The organism is Paenibacillus sp. FSL K6-2859 (genome assembly GCF_038008265.1).
GTDB lineage: Bacteria > Bacillota > Bacilli > Paenibacillales > Paenibacillaceae > Paenibacillus_AQ > Paenibacillus_AQ nitricinens.
The window spans coordinates 5,494,668-5,519,189 of the sequence record NZ_JBBOYU010000001.1; the positions used below are offsets into that span (position 1 = coordinate 5,494,668).

A 24,522-nucleotide genomic window follows, 5' to 3' on the forward strand; every position below is an offset into this window, starting at 1 on the left:
GATAAACACAAGGATTATCTGAACGGAATTTTGGGGAAGTGCTATTGAATAGAGAATATAAATATCCTCGGATTTGCCTCAATTTGTAAACTTAATGCTTCTTCTTCAAACCGTCCGCCAGTGCGTATCCGACCTTCCAGATATCGCCTGCGCCCATCGTAATCACCAGATCACCTGGAGCAATACGAGGGGTCAGATCAGCAAGCACATCTTCTTTAGTTGGCAGATGTCTCGCGCCCGCATTACTGTTCTTAACGATTAGCTCAACCAGCTTCGCAGAAGTAACACCTTCGATTTGTTTCTCTCCAGCCGGAGAGTAAATATCAGTGATGATGACTTCGTCGGCTTCGCTAAAGGCACGGCTGAAAGCATCTAACAGGAAGAAAGTACGTGTATAGCGCTGAGGCTGGAATACCGCAATAATCCGTTTCCCTGTTGCCTTGGCAGCACTGATCGTTGCCTGAATCTCTGTAGGGTGATGTGCATAATCATCAATGACCAGAATGTCATTGACTTCTCCGAGCACTTGAAAACGGCGCTTCGCACCATGGAATTTCACAATCGCTTCAGCAATTTTCTCAAAAGAAACCCCTGATTTCAAACAGGCGATTACCGCTGCCATTGAATTATAAAGATTGTACTGTCCGGGAACAGAGAGTTCAATCCGTCCAAGCACTTCTCCATTATGATTCATCGTGTACGATACTTGACGATCGCCTAGAATAATATCAGTGGCAATATAATCTGCAGTGTTCGACTTGATGCCATAAGTAATTACCTTACCTGTTACTTCAGGTAAAAGAGAAATCACATTCTCGTCGTCAGCGCATACTATAGCAGTTCCATCTTCGCGTGTTTGGTTCATGAACTGTACGTATGCAGCCTTAAGACGGTTAAAGTCCCCGTCGTAATTTTCTAAGTGATCCGCTTCAACATTCGTAACGATCCCAAGCCAAGGGTGGTAGTGCAGGAAAGAGCCATCGCTCTCATCTGCTTCCGCTACTACAAACTCACCTTGTCCCGCCTTTGCATTCGTACCCACGTTCATAATTTCTCCGCCGATAATATACGTTGGATCAACATCGCACTCTTCCATCACAAGTGCAATCATGGAGGAGGTAGTAGTTTTTCCGTGTGCACCAGCAACGGCTACCCCTTTACGTTCATTCAATAAACGGGCTAACATTTGCGAACGATGCAGAATGGGAATCTTAAGACGCTCAGCTTCCACCCACTCCACGTTATCACTAGACAAAGCCGTAGAGTATACGACTAGATCCGCACCTTTTACTTGTTCTGCTGTATGCCCGATATAAATCTTGGCACCTTTAGCAATCAATTTTTCCGTTAATTCCTGGGCAGCCACATCGGAGCCCGTAACTGTATATCCCATTTCTAGCATTACCCGGGCAATCGCGCTCATTCCGTAGCCGCCGATCCCTATAAAATGCACACGTTCAGTAGTATCCAACAGTCGTCACCAGCCTTTTTCAGTATCGGGTTGCTGCAAAAGTGTACCGCGTACGTCAGAGATTAAATACAGCGTACCAGATACGACGGCAAGGTCATCCTCCGCTGTAATCGACTTCAGTAGCTGCAGCGCTTTTCCCCAATTATGTTCTACTATGATTGCCAAGTTTTCCTTGGCATATTTCTCCCGCAGACTTTCTGCGATAACTTGCAGATTCTCCGCGTCCATTTTGTTCTGGAAATCCGGTTCGGTCAGGATGAGCGTATCCACTATAGGCAGTATATGCTTAAAGTAGGATTCATGATGCTTATTTGACAGCATTCCCATAAGTAAATTTAATTTACCGTATTGGTAGAGCTGAGGCAGACTTTTTGCAAGACTCTCCGCACCTTCCGGATTATGTGCTCCATCCAGTACGATCCTTGGAGACTTGCTTACCTCTTCCAGTCTTCCAGCCCAAAATGCGTGGCGCAAACCTTCAAGCACATCTTCATCCTCAAGCATAAAGGCCATATACTGACGCAGAACCTCAAGTACCATCATGGCAGCTGCCGCATTACTAATCTGGTGCTCGCCTTTCATTACGATCCCAAGTTCAAGCGAACGAAAGGGACCCTTAAAATGAAAAGTCTGCACATCCTCACGGATTTCATTAGCCTTATAGCTAAAATCTTCTCCGGCAAGATAAAGCGTAGAGCGGCAAGCCGCTGCTTTCTCTTTCAGAACTGCCACGACTTCCGGCTGAGTTACGCAGCTAACAACAGGTACGCCCGTCTTGATAATTCCGGCTTTCTCCATGGCAATCTTCTCTAGCGTATCTCCCAAAATATCCATGTGATCATGACCAACATTAGTAATCACAGAAACAATCGGAGTCACGATGTTCGTTACATCCAGCCTTCCCCCAAGCCCGGTCTCCCATACGACAACATCAGGACAAGAGACGCCCGCAAAAAATAGAATGGCCACAGCTGTAGTTACCTCGAACATCGTAGGTGAGCCAAACTCCGTTTCCGAAATTTCTTGGACTAGTGGACGTAATTGGTTAACCAGCTCGACAAGCGTTTCTTCAGAGATGTCCGTATTATTATATTGGAACCTGTTCGTGAACTTTGTAATATACGGAGATGTAAAGGTGCCTACTGAATAGCCGCTTTGTATAAGTGCACTAGTCAAAAAAGCACAAGTTGAACCTTTGCCATTCGTACCCGCCACATGAATAAACTTCAGACGACGGTGCGGATTCCCAAGCTTGTCCATCAACATCTCGATTCTATCTAAACCTGGCCGTATCCCAAAAGGGATTAGGCTCTTGATCCAAGCAACCGCTTCGGTGTATGTCGCAAGAGGGGCGGTACTTCCGCCCCGATTTAGGTCATCCATGTCTCTTATCCTCTCAGCTCTACGATGCGGGCAAGTACTTTCTCACGCTTTGCAGAATAATCTGCCTGTTTCGCCCGTTCCTCTTCGATAACTTTAGCAGGAGCTTTGGCCACGAAGCCTTGATTGCTCAGTTTTTTCTCTACGCGTTCTACTTCGCTGTTCAGCGCCTGTACTTCTTTTTCCAGACGAGCGATTTCTTGTTCAATATCAATGAGTCCCGACAATGGCAGAAGCAGTTCCGCTCCTGTTACTACAGCGGACATTACCTTATCCGGCGTTTCTGGATTCAGGCCAGCTTCGAAGGAAGACGTATTACAGAAGCGTCCAATATAGTTGTCGTTACGGGTGATAATACTCAGCGTCTCTTCATTACCCGCTTTGATGATCAATTCAACCTTTTTGCTCATCGGCACATTCACTTCAGCCCGGATATTACGAACGGCCCGGATTACATCCATCAGCAGGTTCATTTCCGCTACGGCTTGCGGATTCTCCAGAGCCGCATCATACTCCGGCCATGCAGCCAGCGTAATCGTCTCCCCTTCATGCGGAAGATGCTGCCATATTTCTTCCGAAATAAACGGCATAAACGGATGGATCAAGCGCATTGTGCGGTCTAGTACATAGGCAAGTACAGACTGTGTTTTCGCTTTGGCCGCGGCATCTGATCCGTAAAGTGACAGCTTCGCGAACTCAATATACCAGTCACATAGATCGTCCCAAATGAAGTTGTACAGCTGGCGACCGGTCTCACCGAACTCGTACGAGTCAATTAGACGCGTAATCTCACGAGAAGTTTCGTTCAGACGGTGCAAAATCCAGCGATCAGCAGTACTTAGCTCACCCGAAATGTCAATATTCTCAAAGCTTACGCCTTCCAAATTCATCAACGCGAAGCGTGATGCATTCCAGATCTTATTGGCGAAATTACGCGCCTGCTCAACCTTTTCCCAGCGGAAGCGCAGATCCTGTCCAGCGGTACTGCCGGTAGAAATCATGTAACGCATTGCATCTGCGCCATACTTCTCGATGACTTCAAGCGGGTCTACGCCATTTCCGAGTGATTTGGACATTTTTTGACCTTCGGAATCCCGAACCAAACCATGCATCAATACATCTGAGAATGGTTTTTCTCCGGTGAATTCGAGGGCAGAGAAGATCATCCGTGCTACCCAGAAATAAATAATATCGTAGCCCGTTACGAGCACATCGTTCGGGTAGTAGCGTTTGAAATCCGCACTGTCCTCATCCGGCCATCCTAGTGTGGCAAAAGGCCACAGATTAGAGCTGAACCAGGTATCCAGTACATCTTCGTCCTGTTTCAAGTCGGTTAAGCCACTGATCCGGCGCGCTTCTTCCTCATCATTCGCTACAACCAATTCACCAGTAGACTCGGAATACCATGCTGGAATACGATGTCCCCACCACAGCTGACGGGAAATACACCAATCACGTACGTTCTCGATCCAGTTCAGGTAAGTTCTCTCGAAACGGTCCGGTACGAAGTTAACCCCGTTCCCATCCTTCTGTGCATTGATGGCAGCTTCAGCCAGCGGCTGCATCTTTACGAACCATTGTGTAGACAAGTACGGCTCAACAACCGCTCCAGAGCGCTCACTGTGTCCTACTTGATGCACATGATCTTCGATATTGATCAGGACGCCTTGCTCCTTCAGGTCAGCAGTAATGGCCTTACGACATACACTCCGGTCTTGACCTTGGTAAGGTCCTGCTTCTTCATTCATCGTACCGCTCTCATCCATTACGTTAATCTGCGGTAAGTTGTGACGTTGACCCATTTCGAAGTCATTCGGATCATGAGCGGGTGTAATCTTAACCGCACCACTACCAAACTCTTTGTCTACATAATCATCAGCGATAATCGGAATCTCACGGCCAATAATCGGCAGGATCAACGTTTTGCCGATTAGATCTTTGTAACGATCGTCTTCCGGATGAACAGCAACCGCTGTATCACCCAGCATCGTCTCCGGACGTGTAGTCGCCACTGTGATAAATCCGCTACCGTCTTTGAGCGGGTAACGCAGGTGATACAAGTGACCATTAACTTCTTTATATTCAACCTCGATATCCGACAATGCTGTACGAGCCGCCGGATCCCAGTTGATAATACGTTTGCCGCGGTAGATCAGGCCTTTATTATAGAGCTTAACGAATACCTCGCGTACAGCTTTCGATAACCCTTCATCCAGGGTAAAACGTTCGCGGGAATAGTCAAGGGAAAGCCCCATCTTAGCCCACTGCTCATGAATGGTGTTCGCATATTTATCTTTCCACTCCCACACCTGCTCCAGGAACTTCTCGCGGCCGAGATCATGTCTAGAAATCCCCTGCTCACGCAGCTTTTGCTCTACCTTTGTCTGCGTTGCGATACCGGCATGGTCCGTACCTGGTAGCCACAACGTGTCGAAGCCCTGCATCCGTTTCGTACGAATCAGGATATCCTGAAGCGTAAAATCAAGCGCATGACCAATGTGCAGCATTCCCGTTACGTTTGGTGGCGGGATTACAATGCTGTATGCTTTTGCATCTGGACGCCCGCCTGCACGGAAATATCCACCCTCTGTCCAGTAGGAATACCACTTGGTTTCTGCCGATTTCGGATCATACGTGGTTGGCATTTCATTCTTAGAATCATTTGCAGCGGCAGCCTCTGCCGCTGTTAGATTGTTTGGGTCAGCCATTCTCTGATACCTCCACTTGGTTACTTGTAGTTGGTTTCTAAAAAACAAAAAGACCCCTCGTCTCAAAGGACGAAAGGCCATTCTTTCGCGGTACCACCTTTGTTTCGCGCCAATGAAAAATAAACCTGCACTTCTCTCACCTTACGGTTCAGAAGCTTAGCGCGACACTCGTACAGATAACGGCTGCTACCGGCCACATCCTAACTTATCTTTCATATCCATGAAGACAAGCTCAGAAGGGCGACTCCGGGGCGACTTCGGTGGCTGTATCCTACGGAATGTCACAGCACTTGCATTCCGCTCTCTGAAGGGCTGACCGCCTACTCTTCCCGTTCCCAGTCTTTACTTAGATATTGCTTACTCCATAATACATTTTGAGTCATCCCTAGTCAACCTGAATAGGCTTCTACAGCGGGACTTTGAGCGGAATTTCGACTTATAGCGGGCATATGTCGAATTTTCATTCGATTCCTCACACTGCATTGATTAGATACCCCGTATTCTAACGTTCTCCGGTCACACAAGAATAAACGCCTTCGACGTCCTTTTACGGACGGTAAGCGTTTATTCGAGAAATATAAGGATAATGTATAACGTGAAACTTATATATTCTTATATTTTGACAAAAATCCCGATCTACTAACAGACCGGGATTCATCTATTCATGTGAATATGCATTGTAATTCATTTATGGAATGTACAACACTTGCCCTTCTTCTACACTCTGCCCGGACAATCGATTATACATTCCCAGCTCCCGCGCACTTAGCTGATACTTCTCTGCGATTGTATCCAACGTTTCTTCACGCTGTACGATGCAAAGGCGAACCTTACGGAATAGGTTAGCGCCATCTGCTCCGGTAATGAATCTGCTCTTCCACTCCGTATTATTTCCGGCCTCTGGAATGATCGCTGCAGCCGATGCATTTCCTTCAGATAGGAGAGCCTCTTGTTCTTTACGAGAACGACTAGAGCTGAGTAATGAAGAGAAGGTGAGATGTTCTTTGGCTGGAGCCTCCGCTTCTTGCTTGCTTCCTAGCGCAATCTTAAGATCTTGTTTCTCCTCGGTATGTGGCACAGTCTCCTGAGAAACTAAGCCTTCGTTCGTATTCTCACTGATCGGCTGCGCATTCTCTTCTTGTGTGTGAAGCTCATGGTTTGCTACGTTTTCAGAAGCAAATACAGCGATATCTTTGTCTGCGTCGGTAATCGCTGCTGGAACAGCGGTTTCTCTTGAAGCAAAAGTATATTCCGCTTCTTGCTCCTGATCCGCTTGACTCGCCTGGCTAACATGATCCAGCGGAGTGGCCTCAGCTTCATTCTGTGACTCCGCTTTAAACCAGTAATCCGCTATTCCGGCTTTGGAATCCTCTGTTTCCAAATCCAGACTATGCGTCCTAGCTTTCGCGCCCTTGTCCTTCTCATGAGCGGATGAGAAATTCACTATAGGGGACGATTGACCAGTTCCACTTGAGACCAATGATTCTTCTGTTTCCTGTTCATTCGCTTCAGCGTGCTCATGTTCTTCTACAGCAACCTCCGATGCATCCTCACCAAAGGTCCACTGAGAATTTTCATAAAGTGCGTCATTGTCATGTTCTTGATGCTCCGCTGTTGCTTCTACCCTGTCATCACTGAGAGGGGAATAAGCCACTGTGTACTCTTCCTGCTGCCAGGCCGGCTGTGGTTGAGGTTCCGCACCACCGATTCCCCGCAGGGATAATACGCCTGTTATATTCACAGTACGCATCGTGAGCAGATCAATATCAAAATTCTCGATCTCCACCCCAATATCTTCAATCGAGCTGACGCGTGTAAGCGGAACAGTGATTTCAACGGGAATGGCGTGCTCCAGACGTTGTGTCCGGTCATCTTCACTCCGGTAGAGTCCGGTAAGCAACAGCTGACCATATAACTCGGCACGATCCTCCCGCTGAATCACCTGGATTTCCGGAAGTAGTTCAACCTCCTCCAGCTCAGCTATTCCCGGAAGCTCTTCCGATAGGTGAATGCGTTCATAAATATCAAACCGCAAGCCGTGGGACTGATCAAACACGGGATATGTCCTCCTTCTTGGCATAATCTAACCCTGAGACAGGCCCAGAGCATAAGCCCAAAATGTTACTCCCCACATGTATATGCTTCAAAAAGAAAGGCATGACAACTTTGGTAGCCCTAACCGGACAGGATGCTATTAATTTCCTGAATTCAGGGGCTATTTGAACCTATCTGACGACCAATAGATGCACTACTCCGCATGAACAAAGTATTATATGCTGCTTTTGCTATTAGGACATGGATAGATGCTTCTTTCTGAAAAAACAGAAAATTATATACTCTACGAAAAATAGATAAAAAAAACCGTGAAACCAGCATTTGCTGATTCCACGGTTCTCAGGTTTATAACGTTACCGTCAAGGCGCTTCAGACAGCAGCTCCCGCAGCTGCAGCATATCCTCCGGCCACGGATCGCTCACTTCGAGCATTTCACCGCTCCAAGGGTGGCGGAAAGACAGCAGCTCGCCATGGAGCGCATGTCGGCCACTAGCGCTGGAAGCCCAGACCGGGCCGCCGTATAGCGCATCCCCATACAAGGGATGACCCATATGGCTGAGATGGACGCGAATCTGATGCGTCCTTCCGGTCTCAAGCTGCACATGCACCAGGCTCCCGCCATGCAGTGCTTCGCGTCCGAGGATTCGAGTCACGGCGGATTGCCCGCCCGGTGAGACTCTTCTCCGCGCCGCATGATGACGATCGCGCCCAATCGGCGCATCGATCACTTTAAGCGCAGATGGCACTATGCCTTCTACGATCGCGGCGTAGAGCCGCGAGATGCTTTTTTCACGCATATTCTCGTCTAGGACAAGCTGAGCGAATTCATTCTTGGCGTACATCACCGGGCCAGTTGTATCCTTGTCGAGGCGGTGAATATGCCTTACAGCTACACTATCACCGGAAGCAACATAATGCGCAGCTACAAGGTGATCCAGCGTTACACCTAAGCCACTGCCATCCGGATGAACCGCCATGCCTGCCGGCTTGTGGGCAACCAGGCAAAAATCATCCTCATACAGCACTTCAAGCGCTTCCCATACGGGTTCAATGCCCGCTTCACGATCCGGAAAAAGTGCCAGTCGAAGTCGATCTCCCTTCCACTGAATCCCCCCCTCGCGGCGCAGACGCAGATGAAGCTTCTCAGGCATGCCTACGGTTTCCAGCAGCCACTTATCAATCGCAGCTTCAGCATCCTCGGCTCCAGTAATGATTCTGCCGGGTGTTACTTCCAGCCACTCTCCACGTCTTGTCCAAGCTCCGCCACCGGTTCGTTCTCCGGCTCCAGTACTCAAAGGGCCTTCAGGGCATTATAGTGGCCCTCAATGGTATCATCAATATCCTGCTCACTATGCGCAGCCGACACGAACATGCCTTCAAACTGTGAAGGTGGCACGCTGATGCCTTGGCTCAGCATATGACCAAAATAACGACGGAAAAGATCCGTGTTGCTTGTCTTGGCCGTCTCAAAATCCGTTACAGGCCCTTCCGTGAAGAACGGACAGACCATCGAACCCACGCGGTTAATCGTCAGCGGAACACCAGTTTCGATTGCATTCTTTTTCAATCCCGCTTCCAGACGCGCACCTAATTGCTCCAGACGAGCATATACTTCCGGTGTCAACAGCTTCAGCGTAGTAAGTCCTGCGGCCATCGCTAATGGATTACCACTAAGTGTGCCAGCCTGATAAATTGGTCCCGTAGGAGCGATTTGCTCCATGATCTCTCTTTTGCCGCCATAAGCGCCTACTGGAAGTCCTCCACCGATGACTTTACCGAAGCAGGTAATATCCGGAGTAATGTTAAACAAGCCTTGCGCACAGCCACGATTGACACGGAAGCCTGTCATTACCTCATCAAAAATAAGCAAAGATCCGTGGTCTGAAGTTAATTTGCGAAGTCCTTCTAGAAATCCCGGAAGTGGTGGTACAACACCCATATTGCCGGCAATCGGCTCTACGATCACTGCGGCAATCTCACTGCCGAAACGTTCGAAAGCAATCTGAGTGGATTCCAAGTCATTGTATGGAACAGTAATCGTATTGACTGCCACACCTTCGGGAACACCTGGGCTATCCGGCAAACCTAATGTGGCTACCCCGGAACCCGCCTTAATAAGCAGACTATCTGCGTGACCGTGATACGAGCCTTCGAACTTCAAGATTTTGCTGCGTCCCGTGTAACCACGTGCCAAACGAATCGCACTCATCGTTGCTTCCGTTCCGGAGTTGACCATACGCACGATATCTACTGAGGCTACACGTTCAACAACCGTTTTTGCCATTTCAGTTTCAAGTAAAGTTGGTGCACCAAAGCTTGTCCCTTTTACCGCCGTCTCCTGCAAGGCCTTTACAACCTCAGGATGCGCATGGCCCATAATTAGCGGTCCCCATGAGCATACATAGTCGATAAAGCTGTTGCCGTCGATATCATAAATACGCGATCCGATCCCATGATCCACATAAACCGGAGTCAATCCTACGGATTTGAATGCCCGTACAGGGCTGTTTACCCCACCGGGAATATATTGTTTTGCTTCATCAAAAGCCTTGCGGGACGCTTCTTCTTTACGCGCCATTGGCTCATTACTCATCTATCTTCACTCCTGTTCTGTTCTTGATCACATAAGTATAGATTAACCACGCAGCCAGCGCGCAGCATCTTTTGCGAAATAAGTAATAATAATATCTGCTCCGGCGCGTTTCATGCCCGTCAGCATTTCCAGTACAACGGCTTGCTCATCAATCCAGCCTTGCAGTGCCGCTGCTTTTACCATGGAATATTCGCCACTCACATTGTAAGCCACGAGAGGTAAATCGAACTGGTCACGGATCGTACGAATCACGTCCAAGTAAGCCAGAGCCGGCTTCACCATCAACATATCTGCGCCTTCCAGCACATCGGATTCTGCTTCACGGAGCGCTTCGCGCAGATTGGCAGGGTCCATTTGATACGTTTTGCGATTCCCGAACTGTGGTGCTGAATCCGCAGCTTCGCGGAAAGGGCCATAAAATGCCGAAGCATATTTGACCGAATACGACATAATCGGCACATGCTCAAAGCCATTCTCATCCAGTCCCGCACGAATCGCGTGTACGAATCCATCCATCATATTCGAAGGGGCGATAATATCTGCTCCAGCTTTAGCTTGGGATACCGCCGTACGAGTCAGCAGGTCCAGTGAAGCGTCGTTAATGACATCACCATGCACGACGCCGTTCACCGTATGCGTATGCACCATTCCGCAATGTCCGTGATCCGTAAATTCACAAAGGCAGGTATCTGCAACGACCAATAGCTCAGGGTACCATTGCTTAATCAAGCGCGTAGCCTCTTGCACAATTCCATCCTCTGCAAAACCGGAAGAACCGATAGCATCCTTCGTTTCAGGAATCCCGAATAACAACACAGCCGGAATGCCTAGGGCGGCAATCTCGTCCACTTCTGCTTTTAAAGTATCCAGCGAAAAATGATACACGCCCGGCATCGAGCTAATCTCATTCTTCACACCTGTTCCATAAGTCACAAATATCGGCTGCACAAAATCCAGCACATTCAGTACCGTCTCCCGCACCATACCGCGAATTCCTGCAGAACCGCGTAAACGGCGGTGACGTGTAATTGGAAAGCTCATTGGTTCATCCTCCTGAAAAATAAAATATATAACTAAACCCTCGATCGTTGACTAACTGCGGCATAGTTGTAGTTTGTGCAGTTATTTTGAAGTTTTATCGTAACTGTAAGTTTTAGTTGCACTCTCTACAGTTATTTATTACAAAAGAGCGAAAACCCTTGTTTTAGCGCATATTTAATTGCACATATTACAACTAAAATGGATTTTCGCTAATATTCAGGGAATTTAAGTGTATAAAGTGCAACTAAACCTCAATCTGACCTCATGCTAACAGACCTCATAACCAGTCTCGTAACCAGATTAAAAAGCTATATTTCCACTAGGTTGCATATTAATCCAAGTACCCAATATCTAACATATCAGTTAGAGCTACGTGAACTTTATACGTACATAGACTTACTCACCCATACACACCAGTTAGTTTACAACTCAGCCGTCCATCATACTCTGAGTTTCAACAGTAACTACGTTCGGAGGCCAAGCTCATGCTACTTAAGTTACTTACAATAGCAGTGTGAGACTTCCTAGATAGATATAACTTCAGACGATGTTATAAAGCCGATGTTCGATTCGCGTCCATTCAAGCTTTTTGAAGTTGAGTCTCCGCATTCCAGCGGCAGAGCTCCTGAACCAGACTATTAATCGTTGCTTCTTCAGGTAGCAGACCCGGAGTAAGTCCCGCTTCCACGGCAGTCTGCTCGGTTAATGGCCCGATGCAGGCTATCTTAACATTAGCTAGCAGTGGAAGTGGATCTTCGAGCCCCATTCGTTTCAGAATGTGGATGAAATTGCGCACCGTTGAAGAGCTGGTAAAGGTTACTGCGTGAACACGCCCTTCCTCCAATAGCTTCAACAGCTCGTCGTCATCCTCACCCGTCACAACCGTCTCATAGGTATCGACGTCTGTGACTTGAAGGCCAAGCTCTCTCAGCTTGTCCGGCAGCCAGTCGCGCCCCAGATCGCCGCGCGGCAACAGCACGTTCTGCCCCGGCAGCAGCCGGGGACCGAACGTCTCAATCAGACCTTCCGCCTGAAACTTCGCCGGAAGTTCTTCAGCAATCACCCCGCGCTGCGCCAGCGCGGCTGCTGTGCCTGGCCCCACCGCTGCAATCCTTGCGCGGTGAAGCCCCCGAATGTCCGCCCCCTGCTCCGCCAAGTGGCGCCAAAAAAACTCCACGCCGTTCGGGCTAGTGAAGAATACCCAGTCGTACGATTCCAGCGCGCCAAACGCCGCTGCAATCTTCTCCTTCTTCTCTGCGCCATCCGGCATGATCGTCTCGATCACCGGGAACTCGTAGGGTTCCCCGCCGAGTTCCTCAATCCTATCCACCAGCTCGCTCGCTTGGCTGCGAGCCCGTGTCACCACGATGCGTTTGCCGAATAACGGCATCGCCTCGGCCCACTTTAGCTGCTCACGCTGCAGCACTACGTCGCCGACGACAATCACGGCCGGCGGCTGAAAATCCGCCGCCTTCACCTTCGCCTCAATATCGGCGAGGGTTCCCGTCAGCGTCTCCTGATCTGCGCGGGTACCCCAGCGCACCAGCGCCACTGGTGTTTCTGGCGGACGCCCATGCTTGATCAGCTGAGCGCTGATATATCCTATTTTAGCTACGCCCATCAGGAACACTAACGTCCCTGTGGCATTCGTTACTTTATCCCAATGAATGGAATGGTCCAGTTTATCCGGACTCTCATGTCCGGTGATAATCGACAGGGAAGAAGCATGATCGCGGTGCGTGACAGGTATACCCGCATAAGCAGGTACGCTGATCGCCGACGTGATGCCCGGTACGATTTCGTAATAGATCCCATTTTTGCGCAGCAGCTCCGCTTCTTCACCTACGCGGCCAAAAATCGTAGGGTCCCCACCCTTCAGCCGCACCACTGTTTTCCCCTGTAAAGCCAGATCAACTAACAATTGATTAATCTCTTCCTGCTTCATCGTGTGGCGATCCGGCAGCTTGCCAACATAAATCTTCTCGCCACCGGGCTTCATGCTTTTCAGCAATCTAGGACTTGCCAGCCGATCGTACACCAGCACGTCGCTTTTTCGAATACACTCGAGGCCTTTTACAGTAATCAGCTTTGCGTCCCCGGGACCTGCACCTACCAAATAAACCTTCCCCGTCAATCCCCTCATCCCCTAACGTCTGACAGTATCTTCTCCGCTCCTCTTGCGATCAGCTTCTTAGCGACTTCTTCGCCGAGCTGTACCGGGTCTATCCCAGTGCAAGTTTCTTTCAAAATCGTTGAACCGTCAGGTGTTCCCACCATTCCGGTTAAGGAGATTATTTGGCGCTCCGCGGTAGTAGCTTCCGCGGCTGCATCAAGCACCGCATGAGCACCAATCGGCACTTGGCAGCCGCCATTCAGCACGCCAAGGAACGTGCGCTCCGCCGCCACCGTCAACGCTGTATCGGCATCGTTGTATAGCGCCAGCAGCTTCCGCAGGTCGGCGTCATCTGAGCGGCACTCGATGCCGAGTGCGCCCTGCCCTACAGCGGGCAGGCAAACTTCCGGCGGCAGGTAGGCGCTCACGCGATCCTGCCAGCCCATGCGCGACAGCCCCGCTGCTGCAAGCAGGATCGCGTCGTATTCGCCGCTCTCCAGCTTGCCCAGCCGCGAGTCAATGTTGCCGCGCACGGGCTCAATGACCAGATCAGGCCGCAGCGCAGCTAGCTGGCTGGAACGGCGTAGGCTGCTTGTGCCTACGCGTGCGCCTGGAGGCAGCTCGTCCAGCGAGACGCCTCCGTTAGAGATCAGTGCATCGCGCGGATCAACGCGCTTCGGCACAGCGCCGTTGATCAGCCCCTCCGGCAGCTCGGAGGGCATGTCCTTCATGCTGTGCACCGCCATATCGATTTCCTTTTCCAGCATGGCCTGTTCTATTTCCTTCACGAACAACCCTTTACCGCCTACCTTGGACAAGGTGACATCTAGGATACGGTCCCCTTTGGTAACAATCTTTTTCACCTCAAAAGTGAATCCAAAACCATGCTCCTCGCTCAATCGCTCCAGATCGGCAATCACATGCCCCGTTTGCGTCAACGCAAGCGCGCTCTGTCTACTCCCCACAATAATCTTACGCATTGTCCATTCCTCCTGATTACGTCTGCCTCTTACTCTTCACCGTAGACCGTATATAGTAATCCAAACTAACCAAAAGCTACTTCGCACTATTAAATGGCATGCCTGCCATTTATTTGGCTCCTTCGGCGGTTATTACTCAATTCCGAGGCATTTTTGCCTCTCTTTTCGCTGATATGAGCGTTTTTAGGTAATTCCGAGGCATTTTTGCCCCTCTTTTCGCTGGTATGGCCGTTTTTGGGTAATTCCGAGGCATTTTTGCCCTACTTTCGAACATTCCAGCTACTTCAGCCCAATTCAACGGTACTTATACCGCTCATTCGAACATTCCAGCCACTTCAGCCCAATACAACGTTACTGACACCACTATTCGAACTAGCTTAACTAGTAGCCTATTTTACTCATATCATTAATCTAACCCAATTTTCTAATCTTCACAGTGTCCACGCGCACTTTTACTCCGCCCGATGACTAGCAATCCAAACATCCCTATCCTCCAGGCTCCACGCAATAAAGCTACCGTTTCTCATCTCATTCAACACATCGAGCGCCCCAAGCTTCCGCAAAAGCCTTCCACGAACTTCAGCAGAAGATTCTTTTTCCTTAATCCGGGTTCGCATGGTATGTACAAAATCTAAATATGGCTCATACGCCGCATCCAGCGCCTCTTCAAGCACACTTTTAATCTTCGCAGCCGCAAGCGGACCAGCACCCGAAGTAGATACAGCCACCGTCAAACGACCCCTACGTACAACTCCGGGCGTAATAAAATCCCCCGCTTCCGCATGGCTAGCCACATTCACAGGAATGCCAAGTCGCCTAGACTCCTGCGCAACCTCTTCATTAACCGTTCTATCGTTAGTGGCTGCATATACGAGAAAGGCCCCACGGAGATCTCCGGGAGCATAAGGGCGGTCATGCCAGGTCATGAGACCCTTTTTCACTAGAGAGGCAAGCGTATCTGTCAAAGAGGGACTAATCATCTTAACCACCGCTCCAGCTTCCAGCAGCCCACTCACCTTCCGTTCAGCCACGGCACCACCGCCAATAACCACAACCTGTTGCTTTTCACAATCCAGCATTATGGGCAAATACCGAGTCATGCTCTTCACTCCCCGCTCCAGCCGTGAAAACCAGACAAAGAATTCAACAAAAAATTCAAGATAGTAAAAGCATATCCTAAAATCGCCCAGCGAGCCATACTTACTCCACTTTTCCGCCCGGATTTCTTAAAGATAATATAAAATATGTAAATTCCAAGGCCAATCAGTGTCGTTAGTACTTTTAAATCCTTCAATAATAGTGTCCGTCCCTCAGAAACAATAGATAAGCTAGCCACCACCAGAGAGATTGCCAGCAAAGGAGTCCCCACCAGAATAGCGGTGTAAGAATATTTATCTGTAGTCTCTAAGTTCGGCAAACGACGAATTCGATCACTCCATTGCTTACTTTTGAGTCTGGTGTGCAGGAATAAGTACAATATGGCAAATACCGTCCCAAGTGTCAGTGCAGCAAAACTCAAATTGGCCAAAATCACATGCATTGTCAACCAGCCATACACCGAGCTCCAAGTCTCAAGCGTATGCCCACCCGCCGTCAGCCAAACCCGATTTAGCAGAAAAACACAGAATCCAGCCACACTAAGCAGCAGAATCGTAAACTCGCCTCCACGTGTAAAAGCCACCGCAAGCGAAGTCAGAACAATACTAAATGCAAACCAGAACAAGAAATCATAAGGTGTAAAAATGGGCAGCCCCTTCTCCTGAGAGAAACGAATCCCGAGTCCTGTAGCTTGCAAAAGACCCACAACAACAAGAAGCCCCGTGCCTAACCGCTTCCCACTCGGGTTGCGATAAAGGCAATCCGAGAAAACAAACAGCAGGCTCAGGGCATATAGCAGCAGAGCGGCATCATATATTCCGTTCAGCAGTTGCATATCACTCACCTACCCAACAGGCCTGCCGGAGCAAGCACCGTCTTAGGCACAGAAAAATCGCCGCTACCGGCAGTACGTTCTGTGGAACTAGACTGCTTAACCGGGGCGGAATCTCCGCCATCTGAATTGGATTCGAGCTGTTCCTGTAGCGCAAAGATTTTGGAGAAATAATCAAGCGCTTCATTCCCCTGCTTGCCACCGGACATCTCTTTAATTACATTGATTGGATCATGCATCATTTGGTTCACAATGCTTTTGGTCAAGCGACGGATCACCTTGCGCTGATGCTCGTCCAGCTCAGGCAGCTTATTGAACAGACTCTCCATCGTTTCCTCATGAATCGCATTCGACTTATCCTGAAGCGCCCGGATTACCGGTCTCACGCCAAGCGTCTTAAGCCACAGCTGGAACTCATCCATTTCCTCACCGATCATCACTTCAATCTTCGCAGCTTCACTCCGGCGCATTTCCAGGTTACTCTCCACAATGCCCTCCAGATCGTCAATATCATACAAAAAAACATCTGGCACATTAGCCGCTGCAGGATCAATATCACGGGGTACAGCGATATCAATCATAAAAAGCGGCCGCGAAGGGCGACGCTTCATAGCATTCGCTACCTGATCTGCCGAAAGTACATAGCCGTCAGCTCCCGTTGAGCTGATCACGATATCTACCTCATTAAGAGTTTTTAGCGCCTCTTCAATCGTGCTCGGCTTACCCGAGAACTTCTCTGCCAGTTCAATCGCACGCGACAGCGTACGGTTAGCGACAATCACTTCAGCCGCACCACTACTATATAGATGCTTTACAGTGAGCTCACTCATTTTGCCGGCGCCGAGAATCAGAACTCTTTTACCAGTGAACATGCCAAAAATCCGCTTGCCCAGCTCCACTGCCGCATAACTGACAGATACTGCGCTTTCGCCGATTGACGTTTCACTATGTGCTCTTTTGCCGAGTGTCACCGCTTGTTTAAATAACCGATTGAACCAAGTTCCAGTTACACCCTCAGCCTGAGCCGTGAGAAAAGAACTTCGCACCTGTCCCAGGATCTGCGTCTCGCCAATCACCATGGAATCCAGGCCGCAGGTCACGCGGAACAAATGCGCAATCGCCTGCTCGTCTTCATATATATACATATGCTGTGCAAATTGCTCATTTTTCACTCCAAACCACTGCTCCATAAAGCCGCGGAGGAAATAACCTCCCATATGAAGGCGGTCCATGACCACATAAATTTCCGTACGGTTGCAGGTGGCTACTACGACCCCTTCCAGCACACCCTTCGTCTTCATCAATTGATGAAGCGCTGCCGGAAGATCACTCTCCGCAAAAGCAAACTGTTCCCTTACCTCCACAGGAGCCGTACGATAATTCAGGCCAACGACGACGATGTGCATCGATAGTTCACCATCCTAGTCTCTATTCATTACTGTGTACAGTTATATTAACGAATATTTTACATAATATTCACTTTCACAACATCTCAAAACACTGTGTTAAGTATATCACACGAAAATACGACTTTTTACAGATTTTTTGAACGCTTTATGAAATCCAGATAATAATTATTATAATTAAAAAACCGTAACAAAGCTACGATTTGGAAGGATTATGTAGTTATAAATTGAATAAATTTTGCAACCAGATTAAGCAATGTAGAGTCTAAGTAAGCAATAACGTATTTAAGGAGGGAAGATATGATTGGAAAAATAGTTCTCTCCTGTGCCATTACATTAGCGATATTGATTACAGGCTGCTCTAATCACACAGTTTTACCTGACGAGCCTGTATGACCAGTTATAAACTTAGATCAAACGAAAATAGATTATGTTGCCGGTTCATCATGCTGGTGAAAGAGGTAGGAAGATGCTCAAATCCTCTGCATCCGGATACTTTTTATAAAACAATAAAAGATCAAGCTACAGTTTCGAAACCCGGGGGAAAGATCAAAATTAAGTTTCCTATTAAACCTGATGCGCTGTATTTAAACGTTACTAATACTAATGAAGAGAGCGTAGAAATAGGCAAAGCAGAGCAATATAGTTACGCCCTTCCCGCTTCGCCAGGATATTAAAGATATAGTTAATCCGCTGTATGGGATAAAATAATTCTGCTGAGTTTTATTTTGGTGTTTGGGTTGAGCAATGAGCAACTCTTAAAACTTCTCGGGCTTATCTACTTTTATCAAAGCGACTTCCCCGCATCTTTTACAAAAGAAGTTCCACCACAAGATTTGCATACAAAATTGTTTTGGTTCATTACGATCACCTCATAAAAGTTGATAGTATTGAAAAAAAGAGCCTAGCGAAACCAGCTTTTAATCTGATCAAGCGTTCTCTTTGCCTCTGGTCCGTTATAGCCAAAGGTGTTCCCTATCATCTTAACATACTCGTTGAATGTAGTTTCCCCACTCTTTCGATCACTCCACCAACGTTTAGCATTATACCCAGAAGTAGATCCGACATATGTAAGTTCAATGCCTGAATCTTTGTACACACGATCAAAAAGCAGCTTTACTCTCCGCATGTGAAATTCAGAGGAAACAACGATCGCAGATTGAAAATTGTGTCCCTTCATTATAGGGAGAGTAAACTCAGCGTTCTGATAAGTGCTTTCCGCCGCATTCTCGGTATAGATTGCTTCTTTGGGTATACCGAGATTGAGTGCGGTTTGGAGCATATCGCCTGCAGAACTTGCTAACTCTTTGGCGTTAGAGAGAATAATTTTGGGAGCGTAGCCAAAATTGTATAACTCAACAGCCTTTTTTATCCGGTCTTGGCCTCCGCTTAGGATGATAATGGCGTCGGATTGTTTGGGTATCTGACAAAATATTAGTGAGTTGCCTGCTTCAAAGAAACCACCAAGTACAATAACTATCATAAAAAAATATATAAGTTTTTTTCTATTTATCATATTTATATTTTCCTTGACACTTTAATATTTGAAAATCCTCTTGTCTGCTCTTTTAATCAATATTAGTAGTATTAATATCGAGGATGTTACACAAAAACATAATTTTTTTCCAGTTTAGCATTTACTTAATATCGTAACTATATGAAATAATACATATTAGTTCATCACATCAATATTAAAGATAACTCCTTAATATTTTGAATACTATTTTAATTAACTACAAATTGAGTCAATTTCATAAAGTATCTTCAAAACAGTCAAAATAACCAAATATTTATGCAAGCATATTAAAAAAAATTATGGGCTACGCTACCCGTTTGTTTGCTTTAACGCATTGGTTCAAGCGAACTACGGTTAATTTACAAGTACTCCGCGATGACGAATGCTGTTCAATTAAATGTATTCTTTCAGATAGGCTTTAGATTTATTTTAAAAAGAATGAGTTCTCATTTAATAGTTGAAAAATTTACATTATGAAGTTTAATATTATAAAGTTCTTCTATAGAAGCCTGAGCTATATAGAATTATCATACATGTACTATTAAATAAACTTTACCTCAGGCCAATTTTTCTTAATAACGATAATATAGGCCTTCTAAAATATTCATACCCTAAAATAAATAGCAATAAACAAAATACAATATTTAGAGTTCCAAATATATCACTATCAAAATTAAAGTAATTTAAAGAAAGCTGTGTCATTATTAGAGTTAATGCAAATATCATTTTAATAATAGGATAATTTATTTTAACATATTTCCTTGTATCTTTTATTCTTAACAACCAAACAAGAGCAAAACTTATCATAGTGGCTATTGATGCACCATATATGCCGTAACATGGTATTAAAATTAAATTTAATATAAAGTTTGTTAATGCACCAAATAATGATGTATATAAAGCACCTCTTGTTTTTTTCATGGCAATATAATTAGTCCCAATGAATCCAGAGAAACTAGAGAACACGACGCCCATAACTAATATAGGTGCATACTTCCAAGCTGAATAAAACTCATCAGCAACGAGCATTCCGATAATAAATTTATTAAATATCATATATATTGATGAAAATATTAGCATGAGAAAGAAAAACACATTAAAAATATTCGAATAGAATTCATCCTTATCCAACTCTTCATATTCTTCTACCGCTGAAATTTGCCATGCATTAAAAAATACTCCATGAAAATTAGCGATTATAGAAGGAAACTTACTAGCAACTGCATAAAGACCATTGGCGCTCAATCCCAAAAAATATGTTATTAAGAATTTATCAGAAATATTCAGTATCCACCACATTATATTATTTGGGATAAGAGGTATACAATATAAAAACATTAATTTCATTTTTGACTTATCTATATATTTTCTCTTAATAAATTGTCTTGCATTTGTTCTTTTTAGTAAATAAAATAAATCTAGGATATATGCAATAATCATTGAAAAGAAGTACCCTTGGACTCCTAGACGAAAAAAATAAATAAATAAAATGTTAAATAATACAAAATAAATAGTATATAGTATATCACTTATCACAAAAACTTTGCTCATATTAATTGATCTTGCAAACTGTTTAATTATCGTGTGAAATGATTGTGCTATAAATATACAGTAGAATAAAATTACGAATTCGCCTATGAATTGTATGTGAATAAGAACTGGATATATCATAAGTAAAATTAACACACCAAACAATAAAAACATCAGTGCATTAGTTAATACATCACCATAGGAATATTTTTTTTTATCTAAACTAAATCTTATAACAGCTTCTACTATATTAAGTGTTAATAATGGCAATAATAAAGCTATAGTAGTTATCATTAAATCAATTTGTCCATAGTCTGATTGTGAAAGATATGAAGTATAGAAAGGAAGCATAATAACAGTTATAAGTTTTGAGCTGAAATTACCTATTGCAAATATCACTGAATTAGATACCAATTTATTGTATTTATTCATATTTCCCCCAACGAAATATTAAAGTGTTAGCTTATACTACCTAACTCTACAAGATCAAGTAAGGCCTTATTAGTTTCATTCATATTTATTATAACTTTTGGATTTATCATCATTCCTAATATATCATCAGCTACTGTTTCAATTGATTTATATAATAGCGAAACTTCAAAAATTCTATTTGATGAATTAGTAACTTGACCAAAACCATTGATCTTATCTTGCCAAACAATGCCCAAAAATGGTAATAAACATTTTTGCGCAAATATTAATGAGTGCATCCGACCACCAATTAAATAATGTAAATTTTCATAAAGATCAATGACATCATTTATTTTTTCCACTTCTACAATACTAATGTTTCTATAATTATTTACCATAGAATAAAATTCATTAATAGCAATATAATCTAATGCTTCAGTAGAAAATAATACAAAATTTATTGTACCCGATGATTTCAATACCAGACAGTTCAACATTTTTTTTAATACTAATAAATACTTATCATAATCATTTTTTGTGTTAAAACACTCTTTTCCAATTATACAGATACCAATTTTGAACTCGAGTGTCTTCTTTAATTCATTTAAAGTAGACATTCTTTGTTCATAAGAGTTTATCAAAATAGAAAAAACAGGGTCTATTGTTTCAACAATAGATATTTTTTTTTCAGCTATGTTTTCGCATACTTTTTTTGAAAGTGGATCTCTTACTGATATTTTTTCAGCATATTTAAATGTTTCTTTATAAATTTTTTTACTTTTGTCATTATTCACTGGACCTGCACCAACGTATAATATATATACTTCTTTATCAAGTTTTTTAGCTATTTTACAATATGTATGAAATATGTCGGGCCATGTATTTATAGTATCCATGATCATATTTCCTCCACCAATTACTAATATATCATTATCCCTCATTTTTTTTTTGAATATATTCCATTTAAAAGTATTCTTTAATTTTGAAACAATATACAGAATATATTTAATTTGAGACTCTCCTATAATTGCTTTAATACTTTGTTTTATTTTTTTCTGTAAAATTTTCTTTTTACTTTTATCTATATTTTTTTTTTCAATTATCAAATCATGATTAAGCATAGTAAAAGAATTTTCAATGAAAGAAACAGTAGGAAAATCAATTTTTTCTATACTATAACCCTGATTAGTTATAATTTGCTCAATCGAATGGCTTAATGCCAGATCACCTAAATTGTTACTCTTAAAAAAACTAACTATCATTGCTTTCTTCATAGTATCCTCCAAATTATTTTCAATAAATCTTTTTTTGATTTAAAAACTTTATCAATTTCATTAAGAATTGTCGTAAAATTGAATTAACTACTCTACTCTAATTAGTAAATTTATCATTTTTCAAAACTATGCAGCTTAAGATTTTAGCTGTTTGTTCATCCGATCAATGATCGACCTCATAATATTGCAACCCAAAGTAACGAGATATAAAACAATAGCGGTTTGGTTCCAGTGTGATGTCTCACATTGTTTAACTAAAGGAACTCTTTGCGATAAGCATTAATACACTCCTCTACTGGTCTTTGTTTTACGATAAGTTCTCATAGAACACTACCACGAGTTGGACAGTACATTCTCTTAAATCTATAGTAATCTTTACTTTGGACTAGTTTACCAAAAGACAATTCCACAATCCTTCAGTAAACGCATCTCATTATTTCGCACTTTAGATACTAACTCACATAACGGTAGGAATGTCAACGGAAGTAGGTTGCTACGAAATTTGCATCTAAACACTCCAACTCGGGTTCTTGCCTTTGGTTATATTCAATTAATACTTGTAAGTCACTTTTCTGAAACTCTTGGTAAATGGGCTCATAATCATAACTACACCAGTCGTTCATACTTCCTAATGAAAGCAGTACTCCCAGAATATATTGACTGGGTGTATCTAAGGCAAGATGACTGGTATAGCCAAGCCATTTATAGTTTTTTTGCCTTGACTGTCGTAATTAATGCTCCAAGAATTTCTAATAATAAGAGATTAACTTCAAATGAAGCAAAGAGTAAGGAGGATTGAGAAGAAACGACGTAACATCAAAATCTACCGACGATTTTGGTTTTAAGTCTAAATTACTATTTTTTTCATTTTTCCCCGTTGAGGATTCTATTATATTATTCAAATATAGATTCGTATAACAAAATATATTCGCTGTATTTTTGATTTTTTTCAAACTTTCTAGCCCATTTCAAAAGATTTTCTTGTTTGAATTTAATATCGGATTTAATTGCATTATAAAAATCTTCAACTCTATAATTTTTGATTACTACACCACTTCCAGAATTAATCATCTCTGGCACTGCCGTGAAATTCGAAACAATAGCTGGTGTTCCACATGCTATTGATTCCACCGTAACAAGTCCCATAGTCTCTTCTATGCTAGGATTCATAAAATAATCAGCTGAGCTATAAATACCCACTAATTCTTTAACGTCATCAATTTTAGGTAACCCCAGTATATTGTTAGGAAGATTTGTCAGTTGTTCTGATGATAATCCCACTAATACTATTTTATATTTTTCATCTAATTTCTCCGCCAACTCGATAAAGATATCCAGCCCTTTACCTTTACTCCAAGGATTTGCGACTCCAAGTATGATCCTCATATTAGATAAATTATTTTCATCCCTGAAATTACTTGTTATCGGTTTAAATACATTCAAGTCGATCCCATTATTTATCACTTTGACTGGATAACATTTCAAGAATGATTTTTTCACTTCATTTGCTAACCATTGTGAAGGTGTTACAATAGTCAAATTTTTGACACCATTAAACCATACTTTTTTAAGAGAATACATATAACTAGTCATATCATTTCTACTTGCTGGATATTCTTTATATTGAGGACATTCATAACACTGAGTCTTCCACTTTTCGCATTTAACCATAGTGAAATGTGGACATTGACCAGTAAACGACCAACAATCATGCAAAGTCCAAACTACATGAACATCCCTCTTTTTGATATATTCAAACAGTAATTTTAAATTGATATAACAGTTATGCAGATTATGTAGATGTATAATATCAGGCTTTATTTCATCAATCTTCTTAAGAAAACGTTTCGTAGACAAAATGGAAAATGAACCGTTAAATCCAGTATAATATGCCAATTTCAAATGAGCATTTCTTTCTACGATACTTCCGATCAAGATTCCATTATCTATCTGTTTCTTATTATTTGTTCGTGAATTAGCATAGGATATATAAGAAGTATGTCCGTTTTCTTGTGCTGCTTCAGAAATATTCATCATAATACTTCCTGTACTTCCGAAATTACCAGAATTGATATGTAATATTTTCAGCTTTGAACTCATTTTCCACCTTCTAT

General features: G+C 43.9%; 17 protein-coding genes and 1 other annotated feature. Of the genes, 1 reads left to right on the forward strand and 16 read right to left on the reverse strand.

Features of this window, described 5'->3' with window-relative positions:
- Window positions 1-91: 91 nt before the first annotated feature.
- The 12 genes from murC to hemA all read right to left on the reverse strand — a co-directional run bounded on the left by murC (window position 92) and on the right by hemA (window position 17,677).
- Window positions 92-1,471: a UDP-N-acetylmuramate--L-alanine ligase gene (murC, locus tag MHB64_RS24610; protein ID WP_094873226.1), complete on the reverse strand. Its 1,380-nt coding sequence runs from the start codon at window positions 1,469-1,471 to the stop codon at window positions 92-94.
- A 6-nt stretch (window positions 1,472-1,477) separates the two neighbouring features.
- Window positions 1,478-2,854, reverse strand: a complete 1,377-nt coding sequence (locus tag MHB64_RS24615; protein WP_094873228.1) for a bifunctional folylpolyglutamate synthase/dihydrofolate synthase — start codon at window positions 2,852-2,854, stop codon at window positions 1,478-1,480.
- 5 nt (window positions 2,855-2,859) lie between these two features.
- Window positions 2,860-5,559: a valine--tRNA ligase gene (locus MHB64_RS24620; RefSeq protein WP_094873229.1), complete on the reverse strand. Its 2,700-nt coding sequence runs from the start codon at window positions 5,557-5,559 to the stop codon at window positions 2,860-2,862.
- Between the two features lie 62 nt (window positions 5,560-5,621).
- Window positions 5,622-5,905 (reverse strand) — a binding site (T-box leader).
- Between the two features lie 342 nt (window positions 5,906-6,247).
- Window positions 6,248-7,615: a LysM peptidoglycan-binding domain-containing protein gene (locus MHB64_RS24625; protein ID WP_280788304.1), complete on the reverse strand. Its 1,368-nt coding sequence runs from the start codon at window positions 7,613-7,615 to the stop codon at window positions 6,248-6,250.
- A gap of 358 nt (window positions 7,616-7,973) precedes the next feature.
- Window positions 7,974-8,909 (reverse strand): RluA family pseudouridine synthase, encoded by a 936-nt coding sequence (locus MHB64_RS24630; protein ID WP_341135553.1) that lies wholly within the window; start codon window positions 8,907-8,909, stop codon window positions 7,974-7,976.
- The gene (gene hemL, locus MHB64_RS24635) at window positions 8,906-10,207 is read right to left on the reverse strand and encodes a glutamate-1-semialdehyde 2,1-aminomutase (RefSeq protein ID WP_341135554.1); all 1,302 of its coding nucleotides are present in this window, start codon (window positions 10,205-10,207) and stop codon (window positions 8,906-8,908) included. The genes MHB64_RS24630 and hemL overlap by 4 nt, the downstream gene beginning before the upstream one ends.
- Before the next feature lie 42 nt (window positions 10,208-10,249).
- Entirely contained in the window at window positions 10,250-11,248 is a 999-nt protein-coding gene (gene hemB, locus MHB64_RS24640; protein WP_280788301.1) for a porphobilinogen synthase, read from the reverse strand.
- Between the two features lie 580 nt (window positions 11,249-11,828).
- Window positions 11,829-13,382 carry a uroporphyrinogen-III C-methyltransferase gene (gene cobA / locus MHB64_RS24645; RefSeq protein ID WP_094873237.1) on the reverse strand — a complete coding sequence of 518 codons (1,554 nt, stop codon included), beginning with the start codon at window positions 13,380-13,382 and terminating at the stop codon, window positions 11,829-11,831.
- A gap of 5 nt (window positions 13,383-13,387) precedes the next feature.
- A complete protein-coding gene (gene hemC, locus MHB64_RS24650) occupies window positions 13,388-14,341 on the reverse strand; it encodes a hydroxymethylbilane synthase (protein ID WP_341135555.1) in 954 nt (317 codons plus the stop codon).
- Between the two features lie 452 nt (window positions 14,342-14,793).
- On the reverse strand, window positions 14,794-15,441 hold the full coding sequence (locus MHB64_RS24655; protein ID WP_341135556.1) for a precorrin-2 dehydrogenase/sirohydrochlorin ferrochelatase family protein: 648 nt from the start codon (window positions 15,439-15,441) through the stop codon (window positions 14,794-14,796).
- Window positions 15,442-15,446: 5 nt separating this feature from the next.
- Window positions 15,447-16,274, reverse strand: coding sequence for a cytochrome c biogenesis protein CcsA (ccsA, locus tag MHB64_RS24660; protein ID WP_094873478.1), 828 nt, complete (start codon window positions 16,272-16,274; stop codon window positions 15,447-15,449).
- Between the two features lie 5 nt (window positions 16,275-16,279).
- Window positions 16,280-17,677: a glutamyl-tRNA reductase gene (gene hemA / locus MHB64_RS24665; RefSeq protein ID WP_341135557.1), complete on the reverse strand. Its 1,398-nt coding sequence runs from the start codon at window positions 17,675-17,677 to the stop codon at window positions 16,280-16,282.
- A 446-nt stretch (window positions 17,678-18,123) separates the two neighbouring features.
- Between hemA and MHB64_RS24670 the strand changes: the two genes are divergently transcribed.
- On the forward strand, window positions 18,124-18,354 hold the full coding sequence (locus MHB64_RS24670; RefSeq protein ID WP_341135558.1) for a hypothetical protein: 231 nt from the start codon (window positions 18,124-18,126) through the stop codon (window positions 18,352-18,354).
- Between the two features lie 227 nt (window positions 18,355-18,581).
- Here MHB64_RS24670 and MHB64_RS24675 read toward each other — a convergent pair whose 3' ends face one another.
- From MHB64_RS24675 to MHB64_RS24690, 4 genes are all read right to left on the reverse strand, one after another.
- Window positions 18,582-19,160, reverse strand: coding sequence for a YdcF family protein (locus tag MHB64_RS24675; RefSeq protein ID WP_341135559.1), 579 nt, complete (start codon window positions 19,158-19,160; stop codon window positions 18,582-18,584).
- A 585-nt stretch (window positions 19,161-19,745) separates the two neighbouring features.
- Complete coding sequence (locus MHB64_RS24680) at window positions 19,746-21,155, reverse strand: lipopolysaccharide biosynthesis protein (protein WP_341135560.1); 1,410 nt, start codon at window positions 21,153-21,155, stop codon at window positions 19,746-19,748.
- Window positions 21,156-21,181: 26 nt separating this feature from the next.
- Window positions 21,182-22,408: a polysaccharide pyruvyl transferase family protein gene (locus MHB64_RS24685; RefSeq protein WP_341135561.1), complete on the reverse strand. Its 1,227-nt coding sequence runs from the start codon at window positions 22,406-22,408 to the stop codon at window positions 21,182-21,184.
- A gap of 894 nt (window positions 22,409-23,302) precedes the next feature.
- On the reverse strand, window positions 23,303-24,508 hold the full coding sequence (locus MHB64_RS24690) for a glycosyltransferase (protein ID WP_341135562.1): 1,206 nt from the start codon (window positions 24,506-24,508) through the stop codon (window positions 23,303-23,305).
- Window positions 24,509-24,522 lie beyond the last annotated feature (14 nt).

Coding starts and splice junctions, on each gene's coding strand:
- MHB64_RS24620 (WP_094873229.1), bottom strand. CDS start 5,559: ATGGCTGACCCAAACAATCTAACAGCGGCAGAGGCTGCCGCTGCAAAT.
- MHB64_RS24655 (WP_341135556.1), bottom strand. CDS start 15,441: ATGACTCGGTATTTGCCCATAATGCTGGATTGTGAAAAGCAACAGGTT.
- MHB64_RS24685 (WP_341135561.1), bottom strand. CDS start 22,408: ATGAAGAAAGCAATGATAGTTAGTTTTTTTAAGAGTAACAATTTAGGT.
- ccsA (WP_094873478.1), bottom strand. CDS start 16,274: ATGCAACTGCTGAACGGAATATATGATGCCGCTCTGCTGCTATATGCC.
- hemL (WP_341135554.1), bottom strand. CDS start 10,207: ATGAGTAATGAGCCAATGGCGCGTAAAGAAGAAGCGTCCCGCAAGGCT.
- hemC (WP_341135555.1), bottom strand. CDS start 14,341: ATGCGTAAGATTATTGTGGGGAGTAGACAGAGCGCGCTTGCGTTGACG.
- MHB64_RS24680 (WP_341135560.1), bottom strand. CDS start 21,155: ATGAATAAATACAATAAATTGGTATCTAATTCAGTGATATTTGCAATA.
- hemB (WP_280788301.1), bottom strand. CDS start 11,248: ATGAGCTTTCCAATTACACGTCACCGCCGTTTACGCGGTTCTGCAGGA.
- hemA (WP_341135557.1), bottom strand. CDS start 17,677: ATGCACATCGTCGTCGTTGGCCTGAATTATCGTACGGCTCCTGTGGAG.
- MHB64_RS24615 (WP_094873228.1), bottom strand. CDS start 2,854: ATGGATGACCTAAATCGGGGCGGAAGTACCGCCCCTCTTGCGACATAC.
- MHB64_RS24670 (WP_341135558.1), top strand. CDS start 18,124: ATGCTGGTGAAAGAGGTAGGAAGATGCTCAAATCCTCTGCATCCGGAT.
- MHB64_RS24675 (WP_341135559.1), bottom strand. CDS start 19,160: ATGATAGTTATTGTACTTGGTGGTTTCTTTGAAGCAGGCAACTCACTA.
- MHB64_RS24690 (WP_341135562.1), bottom strand. CDS start 24,508: ATGAGTTCAAAGCTGAAAATATTACATATCAATTCTGGTAATTTCGGA.